The sequence below is a fragment of the Mucilaginibacter sp. P4_E8 genome (assembly GCF_056401495.1).
In genome coordinates, this window is sequence record NZ_JBFUJG010000002.1 from 188,844 (window position 1) to 208,798 (window position 19,955).

The following is a 19,955-nucleotide window of genomic DNA, read 5'->3' on the forward strand; positions in this document are numbered from 1 at the left end:
ACAACAAAATCATCCCTTTCTCTCTATCCACAAACTATAACCCCATCTAACCATAAAATAAAATCCTAAAAAATAAAGTGAAAAATAGGATGTGGATGAAGTCGTGGCGAGTGACATACAAACTAATAACGTAATACCCAAAACGATCAGCACTGTTAAAATAAKCCTAAGTTTTCGCGTCAGCCTTCGTTTTTTTCCCTTTTTTTGCCAGGCTGCACTCAAGCCTTCATTAATAATATGGGCCTGAGCTTCTTCTTCTTTTAAAGTTTTTTCAACCTCGGTATTTATTTGAGGCCACTCCTCGTAATTTTTAAGATCAAACGCTTCGTAAACAGCGAGAAAGTGAATAAGATCTACCTGCAGTTGGGTTAAGTCGGGCAGATAATATATCTCATAATCATCAAACGCGTATATATTATTCGATTCAAAAGTTGTAAGTATATTAAATGTTTCAATTTTGCTTAGAAATTTCGCCGCTGCCTCTACCGTCATCTCATCATCGTCATCAATGAGTTTTTTATAAAGAAGCGCCATCAATACCCTTTCACAAATAGGATTATAATTTTCTGGCAGGTGTTGGCCAAGCAACTCCACAATGTTGTTTAAATTATTGCAAAGCGATAATTCGATAAAAAAATAGTCGGGTTCTTCTGTATTTATAATGATGTTATCGGCCCAGGAAACAACATCTCGCTTGTCGATCAATCCAAGTATCAGCCCCCGTCGAAACACTTCGAGTAATTGTATAAAATCTTCTGGTTTAGATATCTGCATGATCTGATGTTAAAGTAATGAAATATTATTTCTCCCGCTACCGCAAGCGTCCCTCGCTTGTGGTTTATAGGACAGGATATCCGCCCTGTCTGCCGGAGATTGCCACGCTATCGCTCGCAATGACACAGTGGTTAAGAAGCCGGGGGAAATCAATCCTCCGACCTTTCCTTAGTATCTGTCATCCTTACTACCCTCAAACAGTGTTTTGTTTAAGGCTAAAAATTCAAATACCTGATTATCAAGCGTTCATTAGTGTTCACGGTGTTCATAGGTGTACATATGAACACTATGAGGTTAGTCCRTGGTCGATATTATCACCACACCACAAACTAACCCCTCCCCTTTAGGGGGCCGGGGGGCTAATCCTCCGGCTTCTCCCTCGCATCCGCCATCCGTACTATGCGTGGTTCAAACTTAGCCAACACTTCCACCAAATCGTTCTGTGCGGCCATTACGGTATGGATATCCTTGTAGGCCATTGGCGCTTCGTCCATATCGCTGCCCATCAGGGTAATGCGTTTGTCAATCAGGTTAGCGGCAATCAATTCCTTATCCAGCGTTTTAAAGGCGGCGCTCCGGCTCATTAAGCGGCCTGCACCGTGACTGGCAGAATTGATGCTTGCTGCATCACCCTTACCACGTACTACAAACCCGGGTGTGCTCATGCTGCCGGGGATAATTCCCAACACCCCTTCGCCCGCCGGGGTGGCACCTTTACGGTGCACCATTACTTCGGTACCGTCGGCCAGTTGCTCTTTCCAGGCAAAGTTATGGTGGTTCTCAATCATCGTGATAGGCTTAACCCCTAAAGCACGGGCAATTTTGTTGTGGATCTCGTGGTGATTGGCGCTGGCGTATTCGCCGGCCAGGTTCATGGCAATCCAGTATTCCTGTCCTTCGTCCTTATCCAGATCAAGCCAGGCCAAATGTTTGGCTTCGGCAGGGAGTTTGGTTTTGGTCATAGCAATACGGCTATAATGATCAGCCACCGTACCGCCAAAGCCACGTGAGCCTGAGTGCGATAGCAAAGCCAAATATTTACCCGCCGGGATATCAGCCAAAGCACCATCGGCAATAGTCAACTCGCCCCATTCCACAAAGTGGTTGCCAGTTCCGCTGGTACCTAACTGCGCATAGGCTTTATCCTTCAAGCTGCGGATCACCTTAGTTTCGTTCCACGTTTTGCTATCAAACAACGAGCTGTCGAAATACGATTTAGTGGTGCAACCCATACCAAAATAGGTGTTATCAACCAATATATTCTTTAACTTGTCGGTTTCGGTATCAATAGCTTCGGCCGGCAAATCGAAAATGCTTAAACACATACGGCAGGCAATATCCACCCCAACCGCAAACGGAATAATGGTATTGGCTGTAGTAGCCAGCACTCCGCCGATAGGTAAACCATAACCCTGGTGGGCATCGGGCATAAGCGCGCCGGCAACCGCTATAGGCAATTGTACCGCTGTTTTCATCTGTGCTAAGGCACCCATTTCAATATGCTCCAATCCCCACACCGGGAAATCGGCTATTTCTTCCTTCAGTTTAAACGCGCTGCGTTGTTGTTTTATAAACTTACCCTCTTTACGCATGGCAATCACATCTTCGGCCAGGTTCTTGAACTTTCCGCCTTTCTTTAAGGCATAAGGCATGGGGTCGTCAATTAGGGCTTCTATAATGATCAGTATTTCGGGCTTGGCCATTACACCGTGTTTTAGTAAACCATTAGCCACGCGACTAAAGTTTACCAATACTTCCACATCATTAATACCCAAAGCTTTTAATTCGTTATTGCTGATTTTTTCTTTTTGCCCCCCGGCCCCCTGAAGGGGGAGGTTATTAGCATTTAATTCCCTTTTCATGATACAAAGAAATATAGCACCTGCGCAATCTATTTGCGCAGTGAAAAATAATTTAATAAATTCATCAAAAAATAATTCCGAAATCGAACATCCGAAACCCGAAATTAAAGTATGCCTGTTAACCGCAATGCCCTAATCCGCTACCGCACTATTGACCAATGCCTGCAAAACCGCTTTAAGAAATGGACGCTGGATGATCTGATCGACGCCTGCAGCGATGCCCTTTACGAATATCAGGGCATTGATACCGGCGTGAGCAGGCGCACCATTCAGGCCGATATGGAGATGATGCGCAGCAATAAGCTGGGCTACGAAGCACCGATTGTAGTGGTTGATAAGAAGTATTATACCTATAGCGATAAGAATTACAGTATTACAAATAGTCCGCTGAACCAGCAGGATATGCAGGTGCTGAGCGAAGTATCGGGCTTGTTAAAACAGTTTAAAGGCTTTAACCACTTTACCGACTTAAACGAGATGGTGAGTAAACTTGAAGACAAGATCTATTCGCAGAAAACACAAAGTGCACCTGTAATTGACTTTGAAAAGAACGACAATCTGAAAGGTTTGGAATGGATTGAGGTGATCCGCAAGGCTATTGTAGCTAAGAAAACGATCTGTATTACCTATCAATCATTCAAAGCCAGGGAAGCCAGTACCTTTTGCTTTAGCGGATACCTATTGAAGGAGTATCGCAATCGCTGGTTTGTATTAGGGATGCAGCACAAACGGAATGCCCATATTATGAATTTGGCTTTAGACAGGATACAAACGGTAGAAGAACATGAAGAGCCTTACAGGGAGAACAGAACACTCGACCTGGCAGCGTATTATAACGATTGCATTGGGGTAACAAAATCTCCCGGTCAGCGCGATTGTGAAGTGGTATTTTGGATAGATGCCGCTAATGCGCCTTATGTAATCACCAAGCCTTTACACCATACTCAAAAGTTGTTGAGCGATGATGAAACAGGAAAGATATTCAGTATCAGGGTGATATTAAATTTCGAGCTGGAACGGGAATTATTGGGTTTTGGCGCTAAAATGCGAGTGCTGGGGCCAAGGGTACTGGTAAAGCAGATAAAAGCCCAGTTGACTAAAACCATAGAGAATTACGACAGGGGTAGTATAATGCCACCTGGCATTACGCCAATTATAAATGAAACAATGAAAGGAAAAGATATAACAAGCATCAGCAAATTTTTAAGTCTGGTGCTAAGGCACCAGCCGCAACTGATTGGTATTGAACTGGACGGGCAAGGCTGGGTAAATGTTGATGAACTATTAAAACAGACTAATGCGCATGGCCATAATTTAGACTCAGAGCTACTAAACTACGTAGTTGAATCCAATAGTAAAAAACGTTTTGCCTTTGATGAAAACCGACAGAAGATCCGCGCCAGTCAGGGGCACTCGGTTGATGTTGAGTTAGGTTACCAGGCACAAATGCCGCCAGAAATACTTTATCACGGAACAGGTGAAAAATCGGTGGCCCCTATTCAGCAAAGTGGTCTCGAAAAACGCAGCCGCCAACATGTGCACTTAAGCCGGGATATTGAAACTGCAATACAAGTAGGAGGCAGGCACGGCAAGCCGGCAGTTTTTAATGTTTTTGCCGGCGAAATGTATAAAAATGGATATGTATTTTACCTATCTGAAAACAAGGTTTGGCTTACTGAGGCAGTGCCGGTTGAGTTTTTGAGATTGGCAGAATAATTAGCTGCCAATAGTCTCAAGTCTTCGGACCAAACCCGAACCGCTTACGTGCTGATTTGAGAAGCATAGTATTTTTGTTAGATCCAAAATGCTATTTCAAAACCGAACATACTTCGTTCGGTTTTGGTACATCATTTATTTAATCAATGCATTAACGCACTATATATTAATGTTTTATATATTTGGAACAGCGATTGAGGCATTTAGTTCACTTGAATCCATATACATTCCATATCAATCTATATGACCTGTTCTTCCTTGGAACGATATTTATCGGGCTTACTTTTGCCCTGTTGTTATTGTTCACCAAAAGGACCAATCGGGCAGCAAACCGTTTTCTTGGCCTGGCCCTGGCGACCATTGTTTTGTGGATGGCCTGGGTATTGGGCATCGACATCCGGCTGGGCACTTACTTTCCTCGCTGGAGCTGGCTATCGCTACGTTTTTTGCTGACACTTGGCCCCCTGATCTATTTTTATGTGCTTAAAATAACCCGGCCCGCATATCAACTCCGTTGGAAAGATCTGCTGAATTTCAGCCCCTTATTGCTGGAGCAAGGCGTATTTTTATTGGAGGTTAAAGAGAGTATAAAGACTGGCGCGGCTACTTATGATACGCTGATCTTTCAGCAGTTGAATCCGGCATTGCAATCCCTGGCTTTTATTTCGGTCATTACCTACCTATACGGGTGCCATAAGCTCATAGAAAGCTATTATCAACAGCTAAAATTTAATAATGTGAGTGATCGGTACCGGTACAAATTGCGATGGCTGCATCGCTTACTTACAGGTTTCGGCCTGTTATGGCTATTGTGGGTACCTTATACCGCCGTAGATTATTTTTATTACCATAATCAATTAAGTATATATGCTTATTATCCTTTATACCTCCTCTTAGCAGCCATCTTCACCCGGATTGCAATTGTGGTATACTTAAGGCCGGAGTTTAGCGTGGCGGCCGAAGCGGCTTCGTTTCAAAAACCAATGCTCCCGGCGGAACTGAAGCAAAGAGGGATCTGGCTGAAAAAGACCGTGAAAGCCAACCTGTATTATCAGGATCCGGAACTAACCTTAAGCTCGCTGGCCGAAAAGCTTGTACTGACTACCCATGAATTATCCCGGATCATCAATACAGCGCTCAAAAAAAGCTTCAATGATTTCATCAATGAATATCGCGTTGCGGATGTTGTTCAGAAAATGCAGGACCATGCTTATGATCACATTACACTGCTGGGTATTGGATATGAATCGGGGTTTAACTCCCAAAGCACCTTTAATCGCACTTTCAGGCAAATGACCGGGAAAAGCCCGGTAGAATATAAAAATGCCCTGAAAAAAGAGTACCCATCTTATAATTTGGGAAGCCACTCCCAATTTGCGCCGGTAATTTTGAATCGTGAAAGCCCTCCTAAGTGGGATCATGACAAATTAAACCGCAATTATATGTTTAAAAATTATTTGAAAATAGCATGGCGCAGCCTCACGCRCAATAAAAGTTATGCCGCTATTAATGTTACTGGCCTGGCTGTTGGCATTGCCGTTTGCATGGTGATCTTTATCATTATACAATTTCAAACAAGCTTCGATAGTTTTCACTCAAAGAAAGATCGCACCTATCGTGTGTTAACCGAGTTTCATTACGCAGAATCAGGAAATATTTTTTACAAGACGGCCGTCCCTTTTCCAATGCCTGCAGGACTGAAAACGTCTTTCTCGCAAATAGAACAGGTAGCTCCGATTTTTGTCAGCCATGATGATCAGTTGCTGATCGTTGATAAGAATGGGAATACGGAAAAAACATTTAAAGAGCAGCGGGGGGTATTTTATATGGGACCTTCATTCTTTAAAATATTTGATTTTCCGCTGCTTGCAGGCTCGTATGAATCATTAAAAGATCCGAACAACGTATTGCTCACCAAAGAGGTCGCGGAAAAATATTTTGGCGACTGGAAAACAGCAATGGGCAAAACCATTAAACTGGAAATGGGCGGCTATATATTCGAGCACGGCACCGATATATTGAAAGTTTCGGGCATTCTTGCAACCATACCAGCAAATACAGACTTTCAGCTAAAAGTTGTTGTAGCTTATGGAACAGGTTTTACCGGGGATTATTTGGCAAAATCCACCGATTGGGATGGAAATGTAGCTGGTTTTGGTTGCTATATTTTGCTGCCGACAAACACTTCTGCCGACAATTTTAATCAGCAATTAAGAGCTTACTCTCACAAGGTGGAATCTGCGCACAATAACGATAGTCATATTATACAGYCATTAAACGCGGTACATTATGACACCCAGGTTGGCAATTACAGTAACAAAACCATCAGTCATCAACTGCTCAATGTATTGTGGCTTATTGCAGGATTCATCCTGTTAATAGCCTGCGTAAACTTTATTAACCTCTCCACCGCACAAGCTGTTAATCGCGCAAAGGAGGTTGGCGTAAGAAAAGTTTTGGGGAGTAATGAATCTCAATTGCAAATCCAGTTCATCGTTGAAACATTTTTGATAGTTACAAGTGCTGTAATCCTCGCAGCGGCTATTACAATGCTTGCATTGCCTTATATAAGTAAACTTTTAGAACTTTCACTTTCATTTAACATACTGAACAACCCTGCAATTATTTTATTTCTTTTGATCGTAGCAATTGTTGTAACCGCGCTCGCCGGTTTTTATCCTGCTATTATTTTATCACGTTTCAATCCTGTTAATGCTTTGCAGCGTAAACTCACATCAAATAATGCACAGGGAATTTCATTAAGGCGGGGCTTGGTTGTGTTTCAATTCATCATTGCACAGGCACTCATCATCGGGACGCTCATCATTGTAAAGCAAATGGATTACTTTATGAACCAACCACTGGGCTTTGATAAAGATGCCATCATCAATGTTCCTTTCCGTGTGGATAGTCTCCGTATCAGCAGGCTGGGTTATTTAAGGAAACAGCTAATGTCCGTAAACGGTGTGCAGGCGGTAACATACAGTTCCAACACCCCGGTTGAAAATGGCACTGATCTGTGGAGCATCATCAAATATAACCATGCTGTAAAACAAACGGACTTCCAGGTTATTACCAAATTCGCCGACAATGAATATGTGGCCGCTTATAAATTACCGCTGATAGCGGGAAGAAATTTGCTGCCATCTGATACTACAAAAGAATTCTTAGTGAACGAATCTCTGGTGAAAAGTTTGGGATTAAAAAATCCTGAAGACATATTGAACAAGCCCATGACCACCTGGCATGATCAGATCAAAGGAACCGTTGTTGGTGTATTGAAGGATTTTAATAACCGGTCTTTCCGCAATGATCTTGCACCATTGCTCATCACCACCGACGTTGCCATGTACAACCAGGTCGGGATAAAACTCGCCACCACAAACATGTCTTCTACCATACAGGCTGTTAAAGAAATATTTGACAAAACATTCCCCGATTTTGTTTATGAATACAAGTTTTTGGATGAGAAGATCGGAAGTTTTTACAAACAGGAAAATCAGTTATCGCAGCTGTACAAAATTTTTGCCGCGATCGCGATATCCCTGAGCTGTCTGGGGTTGTATGGTTTAGCCTCATTTATGGCAGTGCAGCGAATAAAAGAGGTTGGTATTCGTAAAGTACTTGGTGCTACTGCAGGCAATATCGTTTATTTGTTTTCAAAAGAATTTATCATACTCATTGCAATTGCCTTTGCTATTGCTACACCCATTGCATGGTATTACATGCACCAATGGTTGCAAGCTTATGTTTATCGCATCAACATCAGTTGGTGGTTATTTGCTGCAGGCGGACTTGCTGCAATAATTATTGCACTTGCAACAATCAGTTTCCAGGCAATAAAAGCAGCAATAGCAAACCCGGTGAAGAGTTTGAGAAATGAATAATTTAGCAGTCCCTCACAAAGAACTTAGATCCATAAACGTGCGATCTGAGGTTTAGTTGAAACACTTATGTGGTGCGTTCCGGGGTGAGATACGGAACGCATTTTTATAGCTGGGCAGGTAGCACTTTTGTCTAAAAATGCGTCCCCGGGTTAGTCCGGATGTGTTATCCGGACTTAAATAATTACAGATTTACAATTTTCGAAGTAAATAAAAACAAAAAAGTCCAAAGACTTTCGACTCAAAGCTTCTGACTTAAACTAAGGTAAGGGAGCAATTTCGTGTGAGTTTCCCAGTTAGCCGGCCATTTTATTTTACGACGTGATTAGCCGCAGCATTAACCACTTTCTTTTTGATTTTGTTTTTTTTGCTGATGACATCCGCTGCGGCATCTTTGGCGAAGGACTTGACTTTCTTTTTCAGACTTTTTCGGGTGTCATTTCCTATTTCGGTCAGGAACAGAAAAGCGATAGCGCCGGCAGCCACCGTGCTTATAACGATAGCACCGATCAGTGCTATGTGGTTATCTTTTTTAAATGGATTTCTCATAAAAGATTAACACAGCTTGCCGCTTTTTGTTCGCGCTTTGCTTAAGCTGGTGAGGCTTTTAGGTCCGAATAGAAAAATTTACTTAACAGCTCAGCCGTGCCGCTTTGTGCCGGCGCTTTCGGACTGGCGGGACAAACTTTTTCACTACCGCATACAGCTCCTCCAGGTTAAAAGGTTTTTTCAGATAATCGTCAAAAGCGAGCGCACGATAATCTTCCGCGATGCGGGGATCAGAACTGAAGGCGACCAAAGGCAGCCGGGGGAAATGTGATTTGATCCAGTGGCAAAGTTGGCCTGAATGATTGAGCAGCCAGCAATCCAGTAATACGAGCCCGGGCCGGTGGCGCCTGACCATTTCCAGTGCATTTTCATGCTGATCGCTGAGGTTGCAAACATGATAGCCTTCCATTTCCAATGCGGTACTGACGATATCCAATATCGCGTCATCGCTTTCCTGTATGAGTATTGTTTCCATAAGTTGTGGGTTAAGGTAAAAGACAAAACAGGCCGTAAAAATAGCAGTATAGATTTAACGCTGCCGGGCAGCCGGTTAGTATGCTATTGCGGGCTTACTTATCCACTAATGTGGATTAAAACGAATATGCGCGAGATAGGGCGCCAGTTGCTGTGTACCTTTGAACACCCGGTAGCGCAGGATCTTATTCGCAAGGAGATCATAGGTGACCTCAGCATAAAGTTGCCGATGCTGTACAGCTGTGCAATGAGGCCGTTTTCCTTCCTGTCAGCCAGGAAATTACCCCGCATAATGGCATTTGCTTTTTCTGGCTCACTCAGCCCATCATACTGTTCCGTGGACATGAAATCTTTAAAGAATAAACTCTCCTAAGACAATTATCTTACTGAGGGGTAGTATGCATTTTATTCTCCGATTAGATAATAGTTTTATCTTTGTACTGATATGTGAATGCAATTGTTTTCGAGCATAATGTAGCAATTATAGTGCAGGAAATGAAGCATTTAATAATGCTAAAATTTAGTTTTTAAATTCATTATAAATCAGGTGGCGTCTTTCGTGCGTCTTTTTCAAAACACAAATTAAATAGCTGTAACAGCTATGTATGAGAAAAATTGCACCCCGCTCTGAGCACAGGTAAAGTTAGGTAGTACCCAACTTTACCGTAGGAGTTTAAACCCTCTTTATAATCAGGTATAGAGGGGTTTTGTCTTATGTAAGATCTAAAGCTGAATCATTATAAATCCTTCAAAAACAATTCAAATGAAATTAAAATATACCATCATTATAAGCTTTGCATTAGTTGCAGTTTTTTTTGTTGCACAATCTTTTTATTCCAGTTATCAGAAGAAAGTTGCGTCATCAAAACAGCTCTGGTTTAAAGGTTCTGGCGGGCGTGTTGCCGTATGTGGTTCAGCTTATAACGCTGCCGACTCCAATTTAGCTATTCCGGCATTAAAAGGCTGGGGTAACTACAAATGGAAAATTACGACAGCGTCTGACAGTGCCCAGTTTTATTTTAACCAGGGAATAAGCTTGTATTATGCTTTTCATTCGATAGAGGCAATTGCATCATTTACCAAAGCAACCCAATTTGACCCTCAGTGTGCAATGGCATGGTATGGCAAATCGCTGGCTATGGGTCCAACTATTAATTATCCCAATGGCTATACTCCTCCCACCGGTGCTTATGAAGCATCAGCGGAAGCTAATACCCTCCGCCCTACTTCTTCTCCGCTGGAAAAGGAACTCATTACAGCGATGCAGGAGCGCTACAATAAGGACAGTACCATCAGCGTAAAGCAGTTGAGAATTAACTATGCTAAGGCCATGCAACTGGTATATGCTAAATACCCCAAAAATGCTGATGTAGTAACGCTTTATGCCGATGCCTTGCTATTACTACACCCGTGGGATCTGTACGCACATGATTTTATACCCAAACCATGGACGCCCCAGATACGCTCCTTGTTAGAACATGCACTCGCTATTAATCCAAAACATCCCGGCGCAAATCATTATTATATTCATACCATGGAGGCCTCTGGTACGCCGCAAATGGCTTTAAACAGCGCCCATCTGCTGGATACACTGATGCCGCTGGTATCGCATATCACCCACATGCCCTCACACATCTATATCCGCACGGGTGATTATCAGCGGGGAATAAAGGATAATGACGCAGCGATCAGGGGGTATGATCTTTATCTGAAACAATATGCCCCCGTAGTAAACGGCGCTGTATTATATCAGATCCACAACATGCATTTAAAAATCAACTGCGCGCAAATGGGTGGTAATTATAAAACAGCTATCAATGCTTCCGATTCCCTTAAAGCGATCATACCTTCGGCTTATTTATCTTTCCAAGGCGGAGACGGCAATTTTTTCCAATACGTTTATATGCAGCCCGTACTAACATCAGTTCGTTTTGGAAAATGGGATGAAATCCTGAAAATCAAACCGATCGATACCGTTGCGTATGCCTCCATCCTACTGCATTTTTCAAAAGGCTTAGCCTGGTGTGGCAAAAACAACCCCGTCAAGGCTGAACAGGAGTTGCAACTACTAAATGCTAAAATGCACGACGCCTCTTTACGGGCGCCTATTGATAATTTCAGTTCGGCTTATGAAGCCTCAGAGGTGGCCCGGCTTATCCTGCAGGGCGTTATTGCCGGGAAACAAAAACGCTATCATGCCGCTGCTGATATTTTAAAAAAGGCTGTAACTGCCGAAGACAAACTCATCTATAATGAGCCTCGTGACTGGCCTATACCTGCAAGGCAATATTTGGGAGAACTATTATTAAAAGCAGGCAGGTACAGCGAAGCAATTACCGTGTTAAATAAAGATTTGATTGTTCATCCTAATAATGGCTGGGCATTAACCGGGCTTAAGCTGGCTTATAAAAACACAGGTGATAACTTAGCTTTGAACAAAGTACAACAGCAATTAAGAACCGCCTGGAAAATAAAAGATGTGACCATTGACAAGCCTGTATTCTAAATGCTAACTAAAGCGCAATTTCTTGCGCCGGTGAAAAACAAATGCCTATTGGTATATGCTTTCTTTCTTGATGCAAAAGCACCGCAGGTTGAACCTTAAAGCCCTTGACAATATGAATATTTAAAAGTGTCATCATCATTAAATAATGGAGAATTTGACAAAGGTTGAAGACTTGTCGGAGGACTTGAACTGCTGTCTTTTTGCAGTTAGCAAGAGTTCGTCCGACTCGGAGTGCAACACTTAATCACAAGGACTTTTCGCCATTGCACTTTCCCTCACTTTATTTTGTAAATTTTCAACTGCGGCAGGCATATAATTTGGAAGTTTGGTTATAAAATAGAATGCTATAAGCCTGAATATGAATCAAATATTTTTTATATTGATACCAATTAGTATATTTATACCATAAGATACTTTTGTTCTGAACCTAACAGTTATCTTAATCTTATCACAATGGGCAGACTTTACTATGAACCAACCAAAACTTTAAATAATGGGTCAAGACCCGAGTTAGCACCCGCCGATCCTGCAGCGCAGCCTAACAACAATTTCACCGACTATTTGAACAAAGTTTCCAGGTTAATCCCAAGCGAAGTTATTGCGGGTTACCTCACAATGTTTGGACTTGTACACGCAATTAAAAGTGATCAGTTGCAAGACATTTTTTCCTGGATTGTATTTGCAGTGGGTTTAATTCTGACACCACTTTATTTAAACATGGTTGCAGATGAAAACAAGCCCAAACGTAACCACCTTATTTTGTCGACAATTGCGTTTATTGTTTGGGCTTACGTAACCACCGGCGAAACCCTGTCTGCAACAATAGCTAAAGATATTTACGACTCGGCCGCAGCTTCTATCATACTCATTATTTTCAGTTTTGCAAGTGCGACCGTGCCTTTAGATAAATAAGCACTCCGCATTCATCTTTATTTTTTGGATTTTTAAATACAGGTTTATGAGCAATGTTATTCTTCCAGATGGGTTGCACTCCGCCATCACTAATATACTTCCTACCGAAAGCACAATTATTCCTATGGAATCGCAGGGCTCTGCGGGTTATGGAGAAGTATGGCCTATTGAAGAAGGCGCACAGTTTGAGTTTATTCCTAAAATTATTGCCGAAAGTCTTATGGAAGGGGAGGTTAGCTATAAAGTTCCCAACCTGGAAGGTCTTTCCGATATTGGTAAAGCTTCATTTGGGCAAACTCCTATTCGGGAAACTGTTATTGGCACAGATGAGCGTGTTCAAATTGCTGACACCCAAAAATATCCTTTTCGGGTGATCGCATCCCTGCTGATCACGGCTGCTGATAATACCCAATGGATCGGCACAGGCTGGTTTATAAGCCCAACAACCTTAGCAACAGCGGGACATTGTGTGTACATCAAAAACAGTGGCGTCTCCGGCCGTGACGGATGGGTAAAAAAAATACAGGTAATGCCAGGTCGTAACGGCAATACACTCCCTTTTGGAGGTGTCACATCGACCCAGTTCTGGTCTGTAAAGGGCTGGGGAGAAAATGGGTTGGAGAACTACGATTATGGAGCCATCGTTTTACCTGCGGCTTTTGAACAAGACCTTGGCTTTATGTGGTACGGAGTTTATTCGGATGAGGAACTTTTACAGGCTGTTGCCAATATTGAGGGCTACGCGGGTGATAAACCCCCAGGTACATTATGGTATGATTACCGCAAAATAGGTACGGTTAGCTCGGACAAGGTTTACTACGCAGCCGATACCGCAGGAGGACAAAGCGGAGGGCCGGTTTACATTTTAAGCGGTAATGAGCGAAAGGCCGTTGCGATACATACCTATGGCGGGAATACGGCCAACTCCGGCACCCGCATATCATCTCAGGTGTTCGCGAACCTCGAAAATTGGAAAACAATCAATTAGCATCATAAAAGTATGGCAACCAAAGAGAATACTATCAATTTATTTAGCCCGGTCATCAGCGTTATCGAAGATCATGAGGAAGAGCTATACGCTTTGCCAAATGTAAAAGCAGTTCATCCGGGCTTTAGTGCCACTGAGGAAGATCTGCCTGTCATCGTTTTAGTTTTGAAGCCAGGCCCTGTTGACGGAACATATCCGGAGCATTTGGGCGGCTATCCTGTTGAAACTGCATTGGCCTCGCCCGTGGAGTTGATTTTTGACGTGCTTCCGCTATCGGCTTGGAAGGGCATTAATATAGAAGCCGCCCCAAATATCCATTACCGGGCACCCGATCCTTCCCGGGTAGCACTGGTAGAGATGGAGGTCGCTGATATCAATTGCCATGTTGGCCCCGATGCCGGCTGGCCTACGTTAAAAAGTTTTATGGAAGCTACGCAACACACACTTACAGTTGCCATGTATGAGTTTTATGCAGACCATATAAAGGATACCGTTAATCAAATTGGCAGACGAGGAGACGTTTCGATCAATATAATACTTCAAGTCGATAAAAATGATAAGGGTGTAGAAGCCATGTTAACACAAAGCTTTGGCGACAAACTAACTTTTGTGAAGGCATCAGTTGCTGGACCAAACCGCATATTCAATAACTCATATCATACTAAAGTGGCCGTGAGGGACTCAACCGCTTTTTGGCTTTCCAGCGGAAACTGGAGTCCTAATAGTCAGCCTTTGATCCCTAATGGCAGTGCACAAGATCTTTATAAATTAGGCAATCGGGAATGGCATGTTGTTATCAACGATACAAATCTTGCACAGATGTATGAAAAATTTATACTGTATGATATGGAACAAGCCCGTACCGTCGCTACACCTGAATTTGAGCAGGTTATGCCGGATCTTTTTATTCCTGAGACTTTGTTGCAAGAAGTAACGCCGTTACAGCCACACCCTTTTAGTGCAAAAACCTTTACGGGTGCTGTAAAAGTAAAGCCATTAATGAGCCCTGATAATTACGCAGTAGAGGTATTAAGACTCATCGAAGCTGCGGAAAAAGCTATCTACCTCCAGTTTTCTTATATCAGGCAGCCATCTGCAGCTACATTTAATAATATAATCGATGCCCTTGCCAAGAAAATGGACTCGGGTTTGGATGTAAGAATCATTGTCGGGCCAAGCCAGGATTCGAAACACTCTGATATACTCATCGGTACACGCAATTGGAAAAAGGAGATGTTTAGGCAGCAAAGCAGTAAACTACATAACAAAGGGGTATTGATCGATCATAAAATAGCGGTTGTGGGCAGCAACAACTGGTCATCTGATGGCACGCAGTATAATCGCGATACCAGCCTTGTATTTTATTCCGAAGAGATAGCTGCCTACTATAACGAGGTGTTTATGTTTGACTGGGACAATCTCACCAGGGAAATAAGCAAAAAAATATCAGTAACACCAATAATAGCCCCGGAAGGTGCGCCAACCCCGGAAGGCATGATAAGAGTTTCGTGGCAGGAATGGTACGAAGAATAATAAATATGCTTACAGAAGAAGATAAAAACTACGTTATTGAGATGCTCACCGTTCAGGTAGCTCAGGCCGGAAGCCCAAGGTTGTCATTAGTTACACCGTTTAATGCAACTTCATTTGCCGCGGAGCTTACCGGCGACAGTCCAATTGAATTGGCCAGGGAAGCTGTGCGACTATGCATAATTGATGGCTGGAACCATAATCCTACCTGGATGAGCCGGCTGCTCGATATTTTTCAGTTGACTGTAACCAATAGCAAAATCAAGGAGATTTGGGAACGGTCAAAAACACCTCCGCCACCATCTGCCGACCCGCTACAGCTTACGGTAATTAATAACAATACCCTTTTTGTAAACAGGCGCAACCTCCGCTCGGCCCTTGTTTTATTAGCTGCCCCGACCGCAAATGTTCAGCCGATATTGATCGTGAACGGTGGGCCTAAAATGGGCAAATCCTATTCTACGAATTATATCGACCATTTCTCCAACACCAGAAATGCTATAGTACCTTACAGGATAGTGTTTGATCCCGAATTGGGCATGGAAATTGGTCCGCAGGAGTTAGCCAAAGACCTTGTTTATTCAATGGGAAGGCCTATTGATTCGATGCCCGGTGCTGAAACAAATATGAAGCTTTATGCCAGGCAACTGGCTGTTTGGGTATTAAATCAGGCTGTACAAATCCCGGCACAACATTGGTTCGTGCTTGATAATTTTCAAGGGCAATTTTTACGACCTGATACCAAAAGCTTTTTGATAGAACTTTCTGACCGGGTTACAACAGGTGCCTTTGCCCAAAAATGCCGTCTTATACTCATCGGCTTCGATGCGGGTTTGCTCACCGTTGATCCGGGAAAAGTTTCGTTTGAAAATGTATCGCTCTGTACAACTGCCGATATCCAATGTACAGTAGACGAAATTTTAAAAAGGGCATTGCGGCCGGTCAATCTCGAAAACATACTAACGGAAATTTTAGGTGGCCTGCCAGCCGGGGCCGATAAAATGTTTGAGCTAAACCAGCGACTTCGCTGCTTGCTCCACGCGGTAAATGAGTTAAATTTGATGCTTGCTGCTCAGGGGACCGTGGATTTCGAGAGGATGTTGACCGCCATGTTATCAGAACTTCCCAGCGGTGCCGGAGGACTACCGGAATTACGAAACAGATTAGAAAAATTGAAGGAGATCGTTTAACTATTAAGCTTATGAACGATATTACGTCACAATTACTTGAAAAATATACGCTTAAGTTAAACGAGAAACCAGCCACGGAGAATACGTTTAAACAAGAGCAATTGGATTCTTATCTTAAGGCATGCGCGGTACTCCATTGTTTTGTACCCGAATCATTGTCGCCATTAGAGCCAAAGTATCGGCATACCGAACCGCGTGTGTTATTATATGACCATATCATAAATTTAGCAGGCGGATTGGCCGAAGGGCTTTTTACGCTTAAATTAAGTGTGAGGCAGAAGGCCCTGCAGGAACTTCAGTCGTGGCAGAACATGCAAATTGCCTTAAAAGCTAATCCAAACCATCCGGTGACAGAACTGCAAAAAATGTGGGAAGATTATTTAACCTCACAGATAGTTGGGGATCCCGATAAAATGGGGTTTAAAGACCTGACTAATCTTTCCCAGTTAGCATCCTGGTTTGAAGGCCCAAATAAAGATTTTCCAACGGCGAACCGTCTCGCTATCTTATTAATGGAGAAAAGTATTCTTTCTAATTTTGAGCATTTGCTGATTTCTAATTTTACGGGAAGAGCAAACGAATTGGCGGAATTGAAAAACCACATCGGGTTAGGCAAGGGCTCGGGTTTGGCTGAGGTAGGACAAAAAGTACTGAATTGGATTTTTAAAGAAAAGAAACTAATACTGGCTATCAATGGGCCTGGCGGCATTGGCAAATCAGCACTTGTCGGACACCTGTTATGGGATTGCGCCCAATTAAAAAAAAGTGTCCGGCCGCCATTTGCATATCTTCCATTCGATCAGCCAACCTTACGGATAGAAACGCCATTTACTATTCTTATTGAGATCGCTGCACAGCTAAAGTTACAATTGCCGCAATATGCGAAGGAAATCGACAATTTCAACACCTTTGTCAAAAATTTCAGGGGTGAAAAAGTTGCTTTAAATACAAGATTGACTACTGCTGACACAAGGTCTGAGAGAATCAACCGGTACCATAATGCCGATTCAGAATTATACTACGAATTTGCTAATTTATTACATGTTATCACAGATCACCGCGACGACATGCCGGTGATATTTGTTTTTGATACTTTTGAAGAAGTGCAGTATCGGGACAGAGAAAGCCTGGCAAGTTTTTGGAAAATGCTTGAAATTATCCATAACACTTACCCGCCGTTAAAGGTAATTATTGCGGGCCGCTCTGTGATAGCAGATTCGAGGATTGAAGTGCGGCTAATCAACGAGATGAAATTAGCACAACTAAGTTTAGAAGATAGCGTCTCTTTGCTCGATCGACTTGGTGTTAAGAATCCCGATATTGCAACTGTTGTGGCTAAACAAATAGGTGGTAATCCATTATCTCTTCGGCTTGCCGCTAACGTGATAACTGCAGGAGCCGATGACATCGGTAAGAAAGGAATAAAAGACCTAAATACAACGAAGTGGTTGTTTTTTCAGGTAGACGAAGAACTGATACAAGGCCAATTATATCAACGTATCCTAAATCATATTCATAACGAAGATGTTCGAAAACTTGCCCACCCAGGCATGGTGCTCAGAAAAATTAGCCCTGAAATTGTTTTATACATACTGGCACCTATTTGCGGACTGAAAATTACGACAATAGGAGAGGCTATCAATCTATTTGAACAATTAAAACGAGAGCATGCCCTGGTTAGAACCAGTGAGTCGGGTATATTGGAATATCGGCCAGAAATCCGGAGAGCAATGATCAGGCTACTTAAACAGGATAAGTTTGCCGAAGTTAAACGCATAAACGAGGCAGCCATTACGTATTATAGTCATGGCAATAGTCTTATATCCCGCGAGGAAGAAATTTATCACCGGCTAGTTTTGGGCGACGGCGATTATAGTTTATTGGATAACAGATGGCTGCCCGGCATAGAGCGATCTATTATAGAAAACATGGATGAATATTCTGACGAGGCGAAGGTTTGGCTTGCATCCCGGTTTAACCTTGAAGTTTCCAGGGATATTTTCAATAAGGCAAGCATTCTCGACTGGGAACGAAATATCACCAGAAAGGTGAAACGTGCGTTAACCGAATTGGACATAAATGGGGCGCTGCAACTGCTCAGTGAAAGGCAAGAGCGTTCAGAAGCAAGCCCGCTTTATGCCCTGGAAGCCAAAACCTACATATTGATGCGTGACTTAAGCAAGGCGAAGGTTGTGCTTGAACATGGTGTAGAGAATGTTTCGGGTTCTGCAAACAGGGGGCGATTGGCGGAGCTCTTTTGGTTGGAGGCGCAGTTGGCATTAATATCTAAAAATCCTGAATCTGCTGACGAGCGGCTATCGCAAGCCCAGGAAGCCCTGAAAAACGCATCTAACCCCATCGCGGCCATTCATGTAGTATGCCACCGCCTGTTCATTGATAATTTATATCAAAGTAAGGCAGCTAAACGGAAAAAATTATTAGGGCAACTAAATGCACTGTGCGGAAGGTCTAAAGGCTACGAATCGCGCGATGTGAGCTTCATATTTGAACTCGCCGCCTATTTGCTAAAAGATGATTATCCTGTCACCGCATCTACACTTTCATATCGTGAATTAGCGGCAGTTGATGATATATCCAATATGTTACTTACTGAAAATTTGCGCGGCTTGGATGAGTACAGAGCTGATTGGGAAAATGAAGGTGATAATTTATTATTTGAATCCTTGGTCTGATGGCATTATTAACACAACAGGAAATCGGTGAGTTGGTAACGGCTCTTAGTTCGGGGATGGACACAATGGCTAACCGAATGGTTCTTTGGCAGTTTATCGATAGCCGTTACAGGAGTATTGTGCCTTATTTAGCCACCCCTTTAGGGCAATTGATGTCTGATGTCCAAAACATGAACCAAACGGAGCGCCTTGCAAATGGCGAGGTGCCGCTGCAGATTTATTTACAAAACGCACTGCCTTTTCTTTTTGGATCGCCAAAAGATGAGAAGATTGTCCGGATCACACTGGATTTAATCGCAACAAGATCTTCCGGGGCGCCAACATTAGATATTACAGAACTGCCAGAGACTAAGGAGCAGATCATTCATTCGGACGATATGGTGACCTTTGGTTTTATGGAAGCGGGCTTAAAAGCAGCATCCTCTGTTGTAAAACTAAAAGTAAAAAGTTATTCAGCCGGCCAACCACGCACTTTATCGAACGGAAATGACATGATATTTTTAGGGACAGGTTGGGTATTGGCGGACGAACTGATTATTACCAACCATCATGTAATAAACGCCAGGAAGGATAATGAACAGAAGGCATCAGAGGCTGACCTTAAATTACAAGCGAGGAATACAGAGGCAATATTAGACTTCGATTCGGAAGATATGCCCTCTGGTGCAACGGTGATGGCCTTAAAACTCGAAGCCTGGGATGAATCGCTTGATTACGCTATTCTGAGAGTTGCGCCTACAGGACGAACACCTTTAAAACTTAGCTCTACCATTGTAAATTACAGCGGACAACCTTACCCGGTAAATATTATTCAGCATCCCGGGGGAAGAAGCAAGCGCTATGGCATTAGGAATAACCTTGTAAGTGCTTCTACAGC

14 protein-coding genes are annotated in these 19,955 nt (G+C 42.9%); 9 read left to right on the top strand and 5 right to left on the bottom strand.

What is annotated here, in order from left to right; all coding sequences use genetic code 11:
• Positions 1-9: 9 nt before the first annotated feature.
• Both AC1DRQ_RS02230 and AC1DRQ_RS02235 read right to left on the bottom strand, forming a co-directional pair.
• Entirely contained in the window at positions 10-774 is a 765-nt protein-coding gene (locus AC1DRQ_RS02230) for a hypothetical protein (RefSeq protein ID WP_477421995.1), read from the bottom strand.
• Positions 775-1,133: 359 nt separating this feature from the next.
• Complete coding sequence (locus AC1DRQ_RS02235; protein ID WP_477421996.1) at positions 1,134-2,636, bottom strand: RtcB family protein; 1,503 nt, start codon at positions 2,634-2,636, stop codon at positions 1,134-1,136.
• Between the two features lie 111 nt (positions 2,637-2,747).
• Between AC1DRQ_RS02235 and AC1DRQ_RS02240 the strand changes: the two genes are divergently transcribed.
• Together AC1DRQ_RS02240 and AC1DRQ_RS02245 are read left to right on the top strand one after the other, a co-directional pair.
• Positions 2,748-4,352, top strand: a complete 1,605-nt coding sequence (locus AC1DRQ_RS02240; protein ID WP_477421997.1) for an RNA 2'-phosphotransferase — start codon at positions 2,748-2,750, stop codon at positions 4,350-4,352.
• A gap of 212 nt (positions 4,353-4,564) precedes the next feature.
• Positions 4,565-8,239 carry an ABC transporter permease gene (locus AC1DRQ_RS02245; RefSeq protein ID WP_477421998.1) on the top strand — a complete coding sequence of 1,225 codons (3,675 nt, stop codon included), beginning with the start codon at positions 4,565-4,567 and terminating at the stop codon, positions 8,237-8,239.
• Between the two features lie 306 nt (positions 8,240-8,545).
• Here the strand turns inward: AC1DRQ_RS02245 and AC1DRQ_RS02250 are convergent, their stop codons facing one another.
• The 3 genes from AC1DRQ_RS02250 to AC1DRQ_RS02260 all read right to left on the bottom strand — a co-directional run bounded on the left by AC1DRQ_RS02250 (position 8,546) and on the right by AC1DRQ_RS02260 (position 9,604).
• The gene (locus AC1DRQ_RS02250) at positions 8,546-8,785 is read right to left on the bottom strand and encodes a hypothetical protein (RefSeq protein ID WP_477421999.1); all 240 of its coding nucleotides are present in this window, start codon (positions 8,783-8,785) and stop codon (positions 8,546-8,548) included.
• Positions 8,786-8,867: 82 nt separating this feature from the next.
• A complete protein-coding gene (locus tag AC1DRQ_RS02255) occupies positions 8,868-9,260 on the bottom strand; it encodes a response regulator transcription factor (protein WP_477422000.1) in 393 nt (130 codons plus the stop codon).
• Positions 9,261-9,358: 98 nt separating this feature from the next.
• A complete protein-coding gene (locus tag AC1DRQ_RS02260; protein ID WP_477422001.1) occupies positions 9,359-9,604 on the bottom strand; it encodes a hypothetical protein in 246 nt (81 codons plus the stop codon).
• 418 nt (positions 9,605-10,022) lie between these two features.
• Between AC1DRQ_RS02260 and AC1DRQ_RS02265 the strand changes: the two genes are divergently transcribed.
• The 7 genes from AC1DRQ_RS02265 to AC1DRQ_RS02295 form a co-directional block, all read left to right on the top strand.
• Positions 10,023-11,765, top strand: coding sequence for a tetratricopeptide repeat protein (locus tag AC1DRQ_RS02265; protein ID WP_477422002.1), 1,743 nt, complete (start codon positions 10,023-10,025; stop codon positions 11,763-11,765).
• 453 nt (positions 11,766-12,218) lie between these two features.
• Positions 12,219-12,677 carry a hypothetical protein gene (locus AC1DRQ_RS02270; protein WP_477422003.1) on the top strand — a complete coding sequence of 153 codons (459 nt, stop codon included), beginning with the start codon at positions 12,219-12,221 and terminating at the stop codon, positions 12,675-12,677.
• Between the two features lie 46 nt (positions 12,678-12,723).
• Positions 12,724-13,665: a trypsin-like serine peptidase gene (locus AC1DRQ_RS02275; RefSeq protein ID WP_477422004.1), complete on the top strand. Its 942-nt coding sequence runs from the start codon at positions 12,724-12,726 to the stop codon at positions 13,663-13,665.
• 12 nt (positions 13,666-13,677) lie between these two features.
• Positions 13,678-15,198, top strand: coding sequence for a phospholipase D-like domain-containing protein (locus AC1DRQ_RS02280; protein ID WP_477422005.1), 1,521 nt, complete (start codon positions 13,678-13,680; stop codon positions 15,196-15,198).
• A 5-nt stretch (positions 15,199-15,203) separates the two neighbouring features.
• Complete coding sequence (locus tag AC1DRQ_RS02285; RefSeq protein WP_477422006.1) at positions 15,204-16,385, top strand: hypothetical protein; 1,182 nt, start codon at positions 15,204-15,206, stop codon at positions 16,383-16,385.
• 11 nt (positions 16,386-16,396) lie between these two features.
• Complete coding sequence (locus AC1DRQ_RS02290) at positions 16,397-19,078, top strand: hypothetical protein (RefSeq protein WP_477422007.1); 2,682 nt, start codon at positions 16,397-16,399, stop codon at positions 19,076-19,078.
• On the top strand, positions 19,078-19,955 hold an 878-nt coding region (locus AC1DRQ_RS02295), incomplete at its 3' end, for a trypsin-like peptidase domain-containing protein (RefSeq protein WP_477422008.1). The genes AC1DRQ_RS02290 and AC1DRQ_RS02295, both read left to right, overlap by 1 nt.